The organism is Photorhabdus heterorhabditis (genome assembly GCF_018448905.1).
Taxonomy (GTDB): Bacteria; Pseudomonadota; Gammaproteobacteria; order Enterobacterales; family Enterobacteriaceae; genus Photorhabdus; species Photorhabdus heterorhabditis.
In genome coordinates this window covers 131,000-145,658 of record NZ_RCWA01000005.1, presented here as the reverse complement: position 1 = coordinate 145,658, position 14,659 = coordinate 131,000, and the positions used below count along the sequence as shown (strand labels likewise).

17 protein-coding genes and 1 tRNA gene are annotated in these 14,659 nt (G+C 41.7%); 10 read left to right on the top strand and 8 right to left on the bottom strand.

From position 1 onward, the window contains the following. Positions 1-7 precede the first annotated feature (7 nt). From EAE89_RS05115 to EAE89_RS05100, 4 genes are all read left to right on the top strand, one after another. Positions 8-556 carry a YggT family protein gene (locus tag EAE89_RS05115; protein ID WP_054477946.1) on the top strand — a complete coding sequence of 183 codons (549 nt, stop codon included), beginning with the start codon at positions 8-10 and terminating at the stop codon, positions 554-556. Positions 557-583: 27 nt separating this feature from the next. Further along, positions 584-1,177 (top strand): XTP/dITP diphosphatase, encoded by a 594-nt coding sequence (locus EAE89_RS05110; protein WP_149616048.1) that lies wholly within the window; start codon positions 584-586, stop codon positions 1,175-1,177. Continuing rightward, on the top strand, positions 1,170-2,300 hold the full coding sequence (gene hemW, locus EAE89_RS05105; RefSeq protein WP_149616047.1) for a radical SAM family heme chaperone HemW: 1,131 nt from the start codon (positions 1,170-1,172) through the stop codon (positions 2,298-2,300). The genes EAE89_RS05110 and hemW overlap by 8 nt, the downstream gene beginning before the upstream one ends. A gap of 627 nt (positions 2,301-2,927) precedes the next feature. Then, positions 2,928-3,590, top strand: a complete 663-nt coding sequence (locus EAE89_RS05100; RefSeq protein ID WP_214085463.1) for a hypothetical protein — start codon at positions 2,928-2,930, stop codon at positions 3,588-3,590. Between the two features lie 541 nt (positions 3,591-4,131). On the opposite strand, the gene EAE89_RS05095 is transcribed toward EAE89_RS05100, so the two are convergent. The 5 genes from EAE89_RS05095 to trmB form a co-directional block, all read right to left on the bottom strand. Then, positions 4,132-5,082: a siderophore ABC transporter substrate-binding protein gene (locus EAE89_RS05095; protein ID WP_054477938.1), complete on the bottom strand. Its 951-nt coding sequence runs from the start codon at positions 5,080-5,082 to the stop codon at positions 4,132-4,134. Positions 5,083-5,197: 115 nt separating this feature from the next. After that, the gene (locus tag EAE89_RS05090) at positions 5,198-5,920 is read right to left on the bottom strand and encodes a YggN family protein (protein ID WP_214085462.1); all 723 of its coding nucleotides are present in this window, start codon (positions 5,918-5,920) and stop codon (positions 5,198-5,200) included. Between the two features lie 28 nt (positions 5,921-5,948). Beyond that, positions 5,949-6,878 (bottom strand): glutaminase B, encoded by a 930-nt coding sequence (gene glsB, locus EAE89_RS05085; protein ID WP_149615994.1) that lies wholly within the window; start codon positions 6,876-6,878, stop codon positions 5,949-5,951. A gap of 85 nt (positions 6,879-6,963) precedes the next feature. Continuing rightward, entirely contained in the window at positions 6,964-7,290 is a 327-nt protein-coding gene (locus tag EAE89_RS05080) for a YggL family protein (RefSeq protein ID WP_054477933.1), read from the bottom strand. Further along, positions 7,290-8,009 carry a tRNA (guanosine(46)-N7)-methyltransferase TrmB gene (gene trmB / locus EAE89_RS05075; RefSeq protein WP_214085461.1) on the bottom strand — a complete coding sequence of 240 codons (720 nt, stop codon included), beginning with the start codon at positions 8,007-8,009 and terminating at the stop codon, positions 7,290-7,292. Before trmB ends, EAE89_RS05080 begins: the two co-directional genes overlap by 1 nt. Positions 8,010-8,250: 241 nt before the next feature. On the opposite strand from trmB, the gene mutY reads away from it, so the two are divergent. The 4 genes from mutY (at position 8,251) to EAE89_RS05055 (ending at position 10,982) form a co-directional block, all read left to right on the top strand. Then, a complete protein-coding gene (mutY, locus tag EAE89_RS05070) occupies positions 8,251-9,291 on the top strand; it encodes an A/G-specific adenine glycosylase (protein WP_214085460.1) in 1,041 nt (346 codons plus the stop codon). 31 nt (positions 9,292-9,322) lie between these two features. Continuing rightward, the gene (locus EAE89_RS05065) at positions 9,323-9,595 is read left to right on the top strand and encodes an oxidative damage protection protein (protein WP_054477928.1); all 273 of its coding nucleotides are present in this window, start codon (positions 9,323-9,325) and stop codon (positions 9,593-9,595) included. 70 nt (positions 9,596-9,665) lie between these two features. After that, positions 9,666-10,739 carry a membrane-bound lytic murein transglycosylase MltC gene (gene mltC / locus EAE89_RS05060; protein WP_054477927.1) on the top strand — a complete coding sequence of 358 codons (1,074 nt, stop codon included), beginning with the start codon at positions 9,666-9,668 and terminating at the stop codon, positions 10,737-10,739. Between the two features lie 167 nt (positions 10,740-10,906). Further along, positions 10,907-10,982: transfer RNA gene (locus tag EAE89_RS05055), tRNA-Phe, on the top strand. Positions 10,983-11,200: 218 nt separating this feature from the next. Here the strand turns inward: EAE89_RS05055 and EAE89_RS23490 are convergent. The 3 genes from EAE89_RS23490 to EAE89_RS24330 form a co-directional block, all read right to left on the bottom strand. Beyond that, entirely contained in the window at positions 11,201-11,728 is a 528-nt protein-coding gene (locus tag EAE89_RS23490; protein ID WP_262499879.1) for a site-specific integrase, read from the bottom strand. A gap of 94 nt (positions 11,729-11,822) precedes the next feature. Continuing rightward, entirely contained in the window at positions 11,823-12,191 is a 369-nt protein-coding gene (locus EAE89_RS05045) for an IS3 family transposase (protein ID WP_072161845.1), read from the bottom strand. 266 nt (positions 12,192-12,457) lie between these two features. Continuing rightward, positions 12,458-12,595, bottom strand: coding sequence for a transposase (locus EAE89_RS24330; protein ID WP_072161844.1), 138 nt, complete (start codon positions 12,593-12,595; stop codon positions 12,458-12,460). Positions 12,596-12,985: 390 nt separating this feature from the next. Here EAE89_RS24330 and EAE89_RS23485 point away from each other — a divergent pair, with 390 nt between their 5' ends. After that, complete coding sequence (locus tag EAE89_RS23485; protein WP_054477925.1) at positions 12,986-13,399, top strand: TraI domain-containing protein; 414 nt, start codon at positions 12,986-12,988, stop codon at positions 13,397-13,399. Further along, a complete protein-coding gene (locus tag EAE89_RS05030) occupies positions 13,368-14,606 on the top strand; it encodes an STY4528 family pathogenicity island replication protein (RefSeq protein WP_244866162.1) in 1,239 nt (412 codons plus the stop codon). Before EAE89_RS23485 ends, EAE89_RS05030 begins: the two co-directional genes overlap by 32 nt. Positions 14,607-14,659 lie beyond the last annotated feature (53 nt).

Genomic DNA, 14,659 nt, shown 5'->3' with positions numbered 1-14,659 from the left:
CTGCTAAATGCAATTTTTAACCTTTATTCTATCCACAGTGTTGGATTTATACATCGCTGTTTTATTACTTCGTGTATGGATGCAATGGGCGCGTTGTGATTTTTATAACCCATTTGCCCAATTTATTGTGAAAATAACTCAACCTATCGTTCGTCCATTACGCCGAGTTATACCCGCTATTGGCTCGCTCGATACTGCCTCGATTGTTTTCGCTTACATGCTGGTATTGTTTAAATTCATCATGCAACCTTTGTTCAATAGCGGTGAGGTTGTTTTCCACACACTTTTCTTTCCTATCGGGTTAATCGAATTGCTGACAGCAGCCGGTAAACTGGTATTTTGGTTAATACTGGTACGTGCTTTACTAAGCTGGATAAGCCAGGGGCGCAATCCGATTGACTATGTTCTCATGCAACTGACAGAACCACTAATGGCTCCTATTCGCCGTATTATCCCGGCAATGGGCGGCCTCGATTTCTCTGCAATGATCGTCATTTTGATTCTCTACGCACTGAACTACCTTCGTGCTGATGTTATCTCATGGCTAATACAGTAAATAAGAATTTAAATTAGGTTCAAAATGATGCAAAAAGTTGTTCTGGCAACCGGCAATCCCGGAAAAGTTCGTGAACTGGCGCAATTACTGGCTGATTTTGGTCTGGATATTGTCGCTCAAACTGAGCTAAACGTAGATTCTGCCGAAGAAACCGGGCTAACATTTATTGAAAATGCCATTCTTAAGGCTCGTCACGCCGCACAAGTTACCGGCCTGCCAGCTATTGCTGATGATTCCGGCTTATCCGTAGATATCCTTGGTGGTGCTCCAGGCATCTATTCAGCCCGCTATGCAGGTGAAAATGCCACTGATCAGCAGAATCTGGAAAAACTGTTAGATACGATGAAAGACATTCCTGATGATCAACGTCAGGCCCAATTTAACTGTGTGCTGGTTTACATCCGCCACGCAGAAGATCCAACTCCACTAGTATTTCATGGTCGTTGGCCGGGTGTCATTGCCCACAAGCCTGCCGGTAATGGTGGTTTTGGTTATGATCCCATCTTCTACGTACTGGAACTAGGCTGTACTGCGGCTGAGTTAACTGGCGAACAAAAAAATGCCGTTTCACACCGTGGGCAAGCACTGAAAATGATGTTGGATACACTGCGTGATGCTTAAACTTCCACCACTAAGTCTTTATATCCATATTCCGTGGTGTGTACAAAAATGTCCTTACTGTGATTTCAACTCTCATGCATTGAAAGGTGATGTTCCACATCAAGAATATGTTGACCATTTATTGGCAGATCTGAAAGCAGATCTGCCGATGGTCAAAGGGCGAGAAGTTACTACTATCTTTATTGGTGGTGGAACCCCCAGCCTACTCAGTTCACAAGGGATGCAACAATTACTGGATGGTGTTCGTACTCTCTTGACCGTATCGCCGCAAGCTGAAATGACTATGGAGGCCAATCCGGGTACGGTGGAAGCCGACCGTTTCAGCGGTTATCAGCAAGCAGGTATTAACCGAATATCCATTGGCGTTCAAAGTTTCAGTCCAGATAAACTGGTACGCCTTGGCCGCATTCACGGACCGGATGAAGCGAAACGGGCAGCACGTTTAGCTGCCAGTCTGGGGTTACGCAGTTTTAATCTGGATTTGATGCATGGTTTACCAAGCCAAAGCCTCAATGAAGCACTGGATGATTTACGTCAGGCAATCGCATTATCGCCTCCGCATCTTTCATGGTATCAGTTAACTATTGAGCCAAATACCAGCTTTGGTTCCCGCCCTCCGGTTCTGCCTGATGATGATGCGTTGTGGGATATTTTTTCACAAGGTCACCAATTGCTGACAGCAGCGGGTTATCAACAATACGAAACTTCTGCTTATGCCAAACCAGGTTACCAATGCCAGCATAATCTCAACTACTGGCGCTTTGGGGATTACCTTGGTATTGGCTGCGGTGCTCATGGAAAAATCACATTTGAAGATGGTCGTATTCTGCGTACAGTAAAGACCAAGCATCCTCGTGGATATATGCAGGGGCGCTATCTGGATAAACAACATCAGGTAGAAAATGAAGATCGGCCATTTGAATTTTTTATGAACCGATTCCGTTTACTAGAAGCAATGCCAAAACAAGATTTCAGTGATTTCACTGGATTATCTGAATCTTCAATCCGCCACCCAATAGATCAAGCCTTAACCACAGATTATCTTGCTGAAACAACAACACATTGGCAAATTACGCAGAAAGGTAAATTATTCCTGAATTCATTATTGGAGCTATTTCTTTAACACAAAATTATCCCCGAAGAATTCAGCCTCACAACAATCATCTCGTGTATGAAAGGGTTTCGAGTCTATTCACAATACATTTATCCCCATTGGGCTGCAGTGGGGATTTCCAGACGGTAAGAGTGATTGCTCAGTATCAGATTACTGCTTACGAAAGGCTAATTCCCAGCAGTTAGACAAACTAATAACCGAAAAATGACCTAAATATTTAGTTAAAACAGATACATCCATATAGAAAGTTATTATATTTTATAACTGTAATTACAAATAAAATAATATATAATTTACAATTCAATGATAAACAATAAAATGCCAATATATTGAAAAAATAATCATCCTAAATCAATAACATTAATATTTTACAATTTTTCCTGTAAATATATTTATCCATGTGGACAATAATTAATAACGATCATCAATAAACGTATTAATTCCAATCAAATAAAATTAAAAAATATATTTACCACAAGATTATAACAATAAATCTTTAATATATGTGAATTGCGACACAATAATATAATTTAAATTATCTCAAATACGACTATATTTAATTTGTGCTTGGTTATATTTCTATTCACAAGCACGAACATTTAAAAAATTTTAATTTCACTTTTCTTGGAGTAAAAAATGAATATTGAAAATAAAGAAATGTTATATACCTTGTCCAAAGAAGACCTCGCCACAGAACTAACTCCGTATTATCAAGATTTTTATGATCAACTTTCCGATCATCAAAAGGAAAATATTAGCTTTGACATGGTTGTAAATGATGCTTACAAGAGATTGCATTTTAATAATTCATCTCCAACTGATACTGATGTAGGATTAAAATTAATAGAGTACGCAGGTGAATCTCCATGCACTCTTGCAATTGGTACAGTTGTCGCAGATGCTTTTAAACTTGCATTTAAATTCATGGGCATACATGAATCCGAAAGAGAATCAGCCACACAGATATTATTGAAAAAATTAGGTCATGATGCTATACATGATTTATTTACTATAGTTCATAACATTAAGAACTCTGATTCTATTACTGATAAATCAAAGCATACTTGGTCATTAATTTCCGCAGTTGAGGATATTTTAGGTATTTCTGGAATAACTGATTGCTTAAAAGAGACAATGCATTGGTACAACTGGATGATTACTGGAATAACTGCAGTAGCACAATTAACTATATGGTTTGCTACAGGTGGAGCTGCATTTATTGTAGAAATCGCACTGGCTGGTCCTGCTATAGCCAGATTGGCACTTGACTCTGCAAACGCAGTCAATACTTGCTCATAAGACCTTTATATTTAATTTCATTTAATTATCAAGGAACTTATTGTTTATTATAAGTTCCTTTCAATATAAATATCATTTTTATATCACAAATATAAATAGGTTAAATACTAAATATATAAAATTAATAATGATTACTGGACACCTATTGAATATAAAAATTATGACATTTCCCCTAGTTATTATTTTATATTTCACCAAGTGGAATAACCCAGAATTTTACAAAAACCTTAGTTTTAATTTTCATTGCTGAAAATAAGAAGATAAATAAAGCCTCATAATAATACATTTGCTTTATTTTAATACTCAATTTGGTTATATATGAAAAACTTCCGATAACAGATTTATTATTTAAACTAACTCAATCCTTTATTTAGCAAATACTGAAATAAAACAAAGCCAAATGAAATACTTAAAAGAAAGAGAGCCTGATAATACCTGACAGTTACCAGTATAATAACCGATAACTGTCAGCGAAGATCTGAATCCTATATTGTAGAACTTCAATCACTACCACAAATTCAACATGATCAAAGTCACCTGATTAAAGAGCATTCTCAACAGCATTGATTTGTGCCGTCAAGCTTTCCAAACCACCACCAGACAAGTACCACAGATCAGATTTTAGATAAGTAATTTTGCCATTCTTATACGCTGAAGTGGATTTTACTTTATCATCTTCAAACTGTACTTTGTCCAGCTTACCTGCATGAATTGCTTCACTACGATCAATAATTAAAATCACATCCGGATTAGCCTGAGCAATCATGTCAGAAGTGACTACACGGCGTTTAGTTTTACCCTCATCAGCAGTTGCGGGTAATTCCGCTTTGTGTGCCTTAACCACGTCATAGACTACGCTCTGGTCACTCAGAATTAATTTACCTGCGTTATGCAGCAATACTAAAACCTTAGCACCAGAAGCCTTCGCTTTATCCTGAGCTTTAGCAATTATTTTTTCCAGATCAACAATCTGTTCTTTTACTTCACTCTGTTTACCAAACAATTCACCTAATAACTTCAGGTTACTTTCAACTGAAACCAAGTAGTTTGTGCTGTCAGTTCCCAGATTAATTGTTGGTGCTATTTTTGACAGATTTTCATAAGAAGGGCCTTGGCGGGCAGTGATAACGATCAGATCCGGTTTAATTTGTGCCAATTTTTCCAAATTTGGCTCTTTTATACCACCTGCATTTTCTACCCCTTTAGGCAAATTATTGCGGAGATATTCAGGTGTATTATCAATAGGTAATGCAACAACCCGATCTGACAATTCTAATTTAGCCAATGAATCGTAAGTACCGAAATCAAATAAAACGACTTTCTGAGGATTCCTTTTAACCTCAGTTTCACCAGAGAGATGTTTAACTGTAACCCTATCATCAGCCTGAGCTATAACAGCATTTGGAGTGAATACAGCAGACGTCTGACTCACTGCAGAATGGCTTGCAACAACAAATAATGAAGCCAGAACAACAGGAATTATCTTTTTCATATATCGTGCCCCAAGAAAAATATTAATAAGAATTTGCATTCTAGGTAGCAAGAAAAATATGTCAATACAAATAAGAATCAATTTCAAATTGATTCTTATTTGTCATTATTAATGATTATTTAATAGAGTTAAGTAATTCAATTCGTTGTTGTTCAAGAGTACTCACTTTACCGCAAACCTTTTTACCAAAACGCTGGAAATCTTCTTCTTGTACTTTCCATTCAGCTTTCAAATTATTCTGCAATCCACCTAAACTACCCAGCAGAGATTGTAGTGCCTGATTATTATCACCGTTCAGACTGAACTGTTTATTACCAATCTCATTGATGCTGTCCTGCAAAACCCCACCAAGGCTTTGTTCAATTAAGCTACGACTATCTTTTTCAACTTGCTTAATCGCCTGATGATGGAATGCCATACCATCCGAACGGATTTCAATAATCTGGTCTATCTGCTTATTCAGCCCTGATTCGAGTTCAGACAATCGGTTACGCATATTACTATCCTTACCCATAGTATCAACCACAACTTTGTCTAGAGATTTACGGGCAGTTATCAAATGCTTGCTTGTCTCTTGTTTTATCCAGGGTAAATCCTGCCGTAAAGCCTGCTGATAACGTCGGGCTTTCTGACGCTGCTCAGTATTTAAGTTCAGGTGATTACCGTCACGGATAATCGAGCCATCAGGTGAAATCTGGAGATTGCCACTCGCTCCCACAACCTGAACTGATTTAGGCGTGATAATAATGTCATTCTGTGGGTTTACCTGGCATTCATAACGTGCCTGGGCTTGAGCAACAAATAGCAAAGAGACTGCAATGATAGTTTTGCGTAACATATTTTCTCCTCAGAAAACCACCTGAACGTTAAAAAACAGATCGACCTATACGATCGGCTAATAATTCTAAGGCAGCACAACCGGCTAAAGAGTTCCCCGAACGATCTAACTCTGGTGACCAAACAGCAACAGTAAACTCTCCCGGCACGATACACACAATTCCACCACCAACACCCGATTTTCCTGGCATACCAATTCTGAATGCAAATTCACCTGAACCATCATACATACCGCAGGTCATCATTAATGCATTAATCTGCCGGGTCTGGCGAGGGCTTAAAATCTGCTGCTCAGAACCAATCGTACTCCCCTGATTCGCCAAATAAACGAAACATCTGGCAAGTTCAATACAGTTCATTTTTAAAGCACAATAATGGAAATAAGTTTGCAACACAGCGAGCACATCATTATCGAAATTACCGAAAGATTTCATCAAATAGGCAATCGCGGCATTCCGGTGAGAATGTTCCATTTCAGAACGAGCAACTTTGTTGTCATAACAAATGTCAGAACAACCAGCAAGTTTGCGTACAACTTCCAGCATACGCTGTTTAGGTGCACTCAACCGCGACTGCAACATGTCACACACAATTAATGCACCCGCATTAATAAAAGGGTTACGAGGTTTACCTTTTTCCAGTTCCAACTGAACTAATGAGTTAAATGGTTGACCGGAAGGTTCCTGCCCGACCCGCTGCCAAATTTCCTGTTCCTGATAACGCGTCATCGCTAAAGTCAGACTAAATATCTTGGAAATAGATTGAATCGAAAAACGCTTCTCAGCATCCCCAGCTTGAAATATTTGCCCATCAATGGTGCAGATAGCTATTGCCAGGTTATCAGCGGGAACTTCCGCTAATGCAGGAATGTAATTTGCCACTTTCCCTTGGCCAATCAGGGGGCGAACTTGTCGCAAAATATCCGACAATAACGTGTTAGAGAACGTTGTACTACTCACTGATTTTACTCCAGACAAGGGCACCCAAAAACTAATAGGTACCCCTGTTGTTATTCATTCAGGCTATTTTACAGCGATATATCAATCAATCCCACCAAACGTCAAACAATTCAGAAGTCATGACATCTTCCATACCACGATCCTTTAGCCACTTCTCAACTAATTGGCGATGTTCTTCTGTACACATACCAATTTTTTGCAGGCAGATTAAACCTTCCCAATGCAAATAACCACTAGCATCCAATGCTAAACCATTAGATTCAATTAACTCATCAATAAATGCATCAACGGTACTGTCGATAACATCAACAGGCGTGTTAGATGGAAAGCTCCACTTAACAGAAAAGCCCAATTCTTTGAATTCGTCAATGTGCATCTTTTTACGCAAACGACGACTGCGGTTTTTAACCATTACTTAACCCTCTTAAACATTATATCCCACACGCCATGCCCCAACCGCTGACCGCGCAATTCAAATTTGGTTACCGGGCGCGAAGATGGACGCGGCACATAATCACTATTTTCAGACAAATTAAGATAATTATCCACGCTATTCATCACTTCCAACATATGTTCAGCATATGGCTGCCAGTCAGTCGCCATATGGAATACACCCCCCACTTTTAATTTGCTTCTTATCAATTCAGCAAATAGTGGCTGTACAATCCTGCGTTTATTATGACGTGCTTTATGCCACGGATCTGGAAAGAAAAGCTGTACCATTTCCAGACTGTTATCTGGGATCATATTCTCCAGCACTTCAATAGCATCATGACACATCACCCGCAAATTGCGGATTTCTTCATTTTCAGCGGAAGCCAGGCAAGCACCGACACCAGGCATATGTACTTCAATCCCGAGAAAATTTTTTTCAGGATTCTGATTTGCCATCGTGACAAGAGAAGCTCCCATGCCAAAGCCAATTTCCAACACAATGGCAGCGTCACGCCCAAAAAGCGCCCCCATATCCAGCTTTTCTGCCTGGTATTCAACGCCTATTTTGGGCCAAAGATTATCAAGTGCTTGTTGCTGACGATTAGTTAACCGACCCTGACGGCGAACAAAACTCCGGACATGACGCAGTGCCCTGCCATTCTCATCAAATTCTGGTGAAATTACGTTATTTATCATAGTATTTCTGTCAGTTTTAACGGCATTTATTCAGGAATTCATGGCTGCTTTACTGGCAAACCACCTAAAGAGAGCGCATTATCCAAAGATAGACGATTTTAGCAAGCCCAGAAGTTACAAGTACAATTTTAATCCCAAATTGCGCAATACCACGAAAACAAAGTTCCGGTTTACAGCGAGGTTACACTATGTTGCAATCTTGCTCACTAAACACTGATTTTCCCTGAAGATAATTATCCTAATGATAGAAGCAAAGCAATTCGCCAAAGTGGTACTAGATTGGTACTACCTTTACGGTCGTAAAACCCTGCCTTGGCAACTAGAAAAGACGTCTTATCACGTCTGGCTTTCAGAAGTGATGTTACAACAAACTCAAGTTGCAACAGTCATTCCCTATTTTCAGCGTTTCATTTCACGTTTTCCTGATGTGACTTCACTCGCCGCCGCGCTGCTTGATGAAGTCCTTCATTTGTGGACTGGCCTTGGTTACTACGCTCGTGCCCGCAACTTACATAAAGCAGCACAACAAATCGCGGAACGACATCATGGCAAATTCCCGACAACATTTGATGATGTCGTTGCCTTACCTGGTGTCGGTCGTTCAACAGCAGGTGCAATCCTTTCACTTTCTCAGGGTAAACATTTCCCTATTCTTGATGGCAATGTTAAACGAGTACTGGCTCGCTGTTACGCTGTGGAAGGCTGGCCGGGTAAAAAAGAGGTTGAAAACAGCCTTTGGCAAATCAGTGCTAATGTAACACCGGCAAAAGAAGTGGAATACTTTAATCAGGCAATGATGGATTTAGGGGCAATGGTTTGTACCCGCAGTAAACCAAAATGCGAAATCTGCCCGTTGAAGCAAGGATGTATCGCTTATGCGAACCATAGCTGGACAAAATACCCGGGTAAAAAACCTAAACAGCGCATTCCTGAAAAAACAGCTTATTTCCTGCTGATGCAACATAACAATTCGGTCTGGCTGGAACAGCGCCCCCCAACCGGGATCTGGGGGGGGTTATTTGCGTTTCCTCAGTTTGAAAGTATAGATTCACTGAATGGCTGGCTGGAACAATCAGGTATTTCTCACAGCAAGCATGAGCAACTCACCGCATTCCGCCATACATTCAGCCATTTTCATCTGGATATCGTACCGATAAAAATAAATATTTTATCTTTTGTTGCCTGCATGGATGAAAATAAAGGACTTTGGTATAACTTACAGCAACCCGCGACTGTTGGGTTGGCAGCTCCAGTTGAATATCTGTTGCAACAACTGGGCTGAATCCCATACTCGCTATATTTGAGGATTTATTATGAGCAGAACTGTTTTTTGTACTTTCTTACAACGCGAAGCCGAGGGACTGGATTTTCAGCTTTATCCAGGAGAGTTAGGCAAACGCATTTTCAATGAAATTTCCAAAGAAGCATGGGGACAGTGGATGAGCAAACAAACCATGCTAATCAATGAGAAAAAGCTTAACACCATGAACCCGGAAGATCGTAAATTACTTGAACAGGAAATGGCTAAATTTCTGTTCGAAGGTCATGATATTCAAATTGATGGATATACCCCACTGGAAAAATAATATATACCCAATAGATTTCATCAGAGCCGCTGGCTCTGATGTTGTATTCAACACCAGATGGCAATGTAAGATGAAAAAATTGTTAGCTCTGTTTGTTATTGCCCCACTTCTCGTTTCCTGTACCAACACCAAAAATATCGAATACAACGAAAAATATATAAAAGATACCAACGGCTTTGATATTTTGATGGGCCAGTTCGCTCACAACATCGAGAACATTTGGGGATTGCACGAAGTATTAATTGCAGGCCCAAAAGATTACGTTAAATATACCGATCAATACCAGACCCGCAGCCATATCAATTTTGAAGCTGGGACGATCACCATTGAAACAATTTCTCCGACTGAATCAACAGCACATTTGCGCCAAGCGATTATCTCTACCTTATTAATGGGTGATGATCCAGGTTCAGTTGATCTCTATTCTGATACTAACGATATTCAGATCAGTAAAGAACCATTCCTTTACGGGCAGGTTATGGACAATAACGGTCAGCCGATCCGTTGGGAATGGCGGGCAACACATTTTGCAGATTACCTGATTACCAATAAATTACAGAAACGCCAGTCTGGTTTACATATAATCTGGTCTGTCACTATGCAATTGGTGCCGAACCATCTGGATAAACGTGCACATAAATATCTGCCGCTGGTTCGTCAAGCTTCCATCAAATATGGTGTGGATGAATCCCTGATTCTGGCAATTATGCAAATAGAATCCAGCTTTAACCCGTATGCTGTCAGCCGTTCTGATGCACTTGGGCTGATGCAAGTTATGCAATATACCGCTGGCCGTGATGTCTTTAAAATGAAAGGCAAATCAGGACAACCAAGCCGCAGTTATCTGTTTGACCCAGAAAATAATATTGATGCTGGTACTGCATATTTATCGATATTACAAAACAGCTACCTGAATGGCATCATTAACGCAACATCTCGCCGTTACGCGGTAATAACAGCTTACAATGGCGGTGCTGGCAGTGTATTACGGGTATTCTCCAACGATAAGAAAAAAGCAGCTCAAATCATTAATAGCATGGCACCGGGTGATGTTTATGAAACCTTAACGACCAAACATCCATCGGTAGAATCACGCCGCTATCTGATGAAAGTAAATAAGGCCCAGAAAAGTTACCATCATTAGAATATTAAAATGTTAAGACAGTGAAATAATAACGGAGAGCAGTTTTTCTACTCTCCGTTATTATTTGCTTATATTTTTAGCCAACAGACTAATTTTAGGGCATAAATTACTATTTCAGAAGAAATCTATTGACGAGTTCTACCAAATACGGTTTAATGCGCCCCGTTGCCCGGATAGCTCAGTCGGTAGAGCAGAGGATTGAAAATCCTCGTGTCGGTGGTTCGATTCCGCCTCCGGGCACCAATTCAAAGTGCGTTGATTGAGAGATAAAAAGCTCAATGAGCGTTCGATGCTGGAACCTAAAAATGCATCGCATGGCCTTATTCAATCATGCAATATTTCGATGTTAATTAAAGGGGTTCTAGGTTCAGGATATCTGAGAAATCAGATGTCCTTTTCTTTGTTAGAGCGCAATACTTACAACAAGTTCTATTGCAACTGTCAAGCCATCCAAACCAAAATCAATGAATTATCAGTTCAGTTGCCAATGTATGCCGGAAACGGTGTGGGCCCACATCAAATCCACACTCCTTTGATAAGCGCCGAAAGAATGATTTTATCGTCTGTAACTGGTCGGTTTCACTTCCTCTGTCTATTTTGGTGGTAAAATAGTTCACACAAAACAGGGGATCACTCAATTTTGCCCCAGCAGCCTGAGCACGTTCCAGCAAAATCTCCAGTCGCGGATACAGCCATTTCACCACTGGCACCTGATGTTCATAATGGTTCTTACTCCCCTCGGAGCAAAGAATAATCCGACGCTCATGCAGGTCAATATCCCCCAACCGGATATGTAATAACTGATTTTGCCGCATCCCGGTATAACGCAACGTATCCAGTACCGTCAGCCAGTACCAGGTCGGATATAATGCACAGCGGGCACGATGGTTATCCCCTGCCTGTCGCTCCCGCTCTTCAAATTGCCCCATCGTGAGATACAAGGTTGTCAGTTGTTTTTTGGTTAATGTTTTCTTTTTCTTCTTGTTCACATTAACCACGACACCATTAAAGGGGTTTTCCTCCTAGGGCAGTATTCTTTCTTTTATCGCCAAATTAAATAACGCCCGCATATGCGCAATCTTACTATTCTCGGTCATACTGTCCATCTCTACTTCCTCGCTTCATCAATTTAAAAACCATTGCGGGGCGCAGGAAAGTATAGCCGATATCTCCGCACCAAAGGGGTATTCGGTTCCCGTGGGATAAAAATTCACGTCTTACCCGGTTCGGTGACGCCACTGATTCCTCAGGGCAAATCCGATAACGATGTCCCCCCGGTTGGCGACTTGTCAGACTGCACTCTTTCATCAAACGACGCACCTTCCAGCGACCTACCGGAATACCGGCTTCTCTCAGTTGGTGCATTAACGTGCGACTCCCCGCCGTCCCACGGCTGGCCGAGTACAGTTCCCTGAGCCGCACCTTAATTTTCAGTCGGCTATCATCAATCACTTTCCGGCTCCCGACATAATAAGCACTACGGGAAACATTCAAGAGACGACAAAGGTCAGTAACCGACCAACGCCGACTTAGCCATGTGATTAAAGAGTAAACTTGCCGGGTATCTCGCTCATCAACATGGCAGCCTGCTTTAAAATGGCTTTCTCCATTTCCAGACTCCTGACCTGGGCTTCCAGCGCTTTAATGCTCTGTTGTTCAGGCGTTAGCGCGATACCGGAAGGGGTAATCCCGTTCAGTTCGGCCTGATATTGTTTTATCTACTTGCGCAAGGTGCTAGGGTCGAGTTCGAGAACCCGGGCCACATCAGGCATACGTTGCCGGTGTGTAATAACTTGTGTAATCGCTTCCAATTTGAATTCCGTGGAGAAGCGATGTTTAGTTTGATGATTGTTCATGCATTACACCTCAATCGATTGTTGTAACATTAACAGGCTTTGGATGTGTCCGGGAATATTAGACCACTACAGACTGAGGTTATTTTGTTCATCCCTGACACGTTTTGGTCTGAATCGATAGTGCTTCCAAATACACTGGACACATTCTATTTTCCTCTTTAATCCTTTCTTGCATGAGCCATCATTGAATGAAATTCTTGCCTTTTTTACTTGTCATGACTGACTTAACGAAAGAACCAGATACACACTTCGTTTACCCGTGACTGAATTGGAAACGTTTGAATCATTGCGTGCTATTGTCATCGATTAATTTTTATTACCGGGAAAAGAGTTTTGCCTTGTCCCTGCCAGAGGATGTATTAAGATTTTTGGAAAAAAGGGAGATTAATCGTGTTTAAAAAAATTAAAATCCTGCTGGCGGGAACATCCGCAGGAAAAAAGTCACTTCCACAACCAAAACCCACCTCCATCTCAGAGACGGTCAAAGCAGGCTACTTTTTGCCGTCTGAGTCTAGGCTGTTGCTGGATACTTCCCGGCGCCGACAGTGTTTACAGTCTCTATGGGACAATAGTGCATTACCCCAAACACACTATCAGTCTCTGTGGCTGGCCCCGTTACATGAGTATGTTGAATTGATGCAACAACTTCCGGCTGCACCTCAGGGACCTTATGCCCATAAGAGTGGCTTGATACATCTACAGGATATGGCATTCCGGTTGGCATTCGAGTTAGCCGAAGAAATGGGGGGACAAGACTGGGAAATGATGACACATGAGCGGTACAACAATGAAATCTGGAAATAACGCACGGAAAGCTTCTTTGTCTCCCGATAGTCTGATTGCTTTTACGTTAGAGCAAATGAATACAAGACTGGCAGCGCAAACTGAGAGGGATGAGAAAAAACAGTTGCGTAGTAGGCTGTTGTATCTGGGGAACATGCATGGTGCTATGCCCCGTCAGTTAATGCTGGATACCCGATTATCTCCGCTCGATAAGATGGCCTGGATAATGATACGACTGTATGCGCAGCAAAATACGGGGGCGGTCTTCCCTACCTATGATGAACTGCAATTGCAACTGGCCTCTCCACACAGCGGTAAAGCCTCCCGGGAAACCGTCAGCCGGGTATTGTTGATGTTACGAATAACCGGCTGGCTAAGTTTGTGCAAACGCGTCAGAGATGAAAAGGGGCGTGTTAGAGGAAACATCTATGCCCAGCATGATGAGTCTCTGACATTTCATGATGCTGAAGCACTCGATCCGAGTTGGCTGGACACGGTGGGTGAGGCGTGTCGTCACAAGAATCGGGCCATGAGTCAGACTGCCTGGGCGGTATTGATGGAAATTAAGGATGATCCGATGATGCGCCATCGCCGTTCCCGTATTGAGTTACTGGAAAATCGGTTAGGTCAGGTACAAACGCCGCAGCAAATGGCGGCGCTACAGACTGCATGTTTACCGGGTTCGGAAACCGAACTTAATCAAAAAGGTCGGAACAGACCGGGTTCGGGATACGAATTCAGTACAGGAACAGGAGGTGATAACCCGAATTCGGAAACCGAACTCAGCCTGAAATCAAAGGGTTATGACAGAGTTCGGCAACCGAACGGTTACGTACGTCATTTCACACAGAGTGTGAATAAAAATACGTACGTAGCTCCATCGGATGGGGACGACCCGATGGATAAGCCTCTGTTGCCCACGATGTTAAGCAAGCAACTCTCTAATGACGATATCAGCATGCTGACAGAACAGCTCCAGGCACTTCCGCCTGCTCAGAGGCATTTGGTGTTGGAGAGTCTGAGTGCCCCACTGGAAAATGGCTCGTTAAAAAATTCGGTGGGTTACCTCCTGACGCTGATGAAACATGCCAGACAGGGGGCGTTGAGAAGCTCCGGTACAGCAAATCAGGGGGAAAACCCCGGTATGAAAAAGCCTGTGCCTGTCAGAGCCGTCAGAAAGACAGACCTGCTTTGCCAGAGGCGCAAAGAAAGGCCAATCCTGCCGTGATGAAAAAAGTGATTGCTGAAATCCGGCAGAATTTTATGAAGAATAAATAAGTG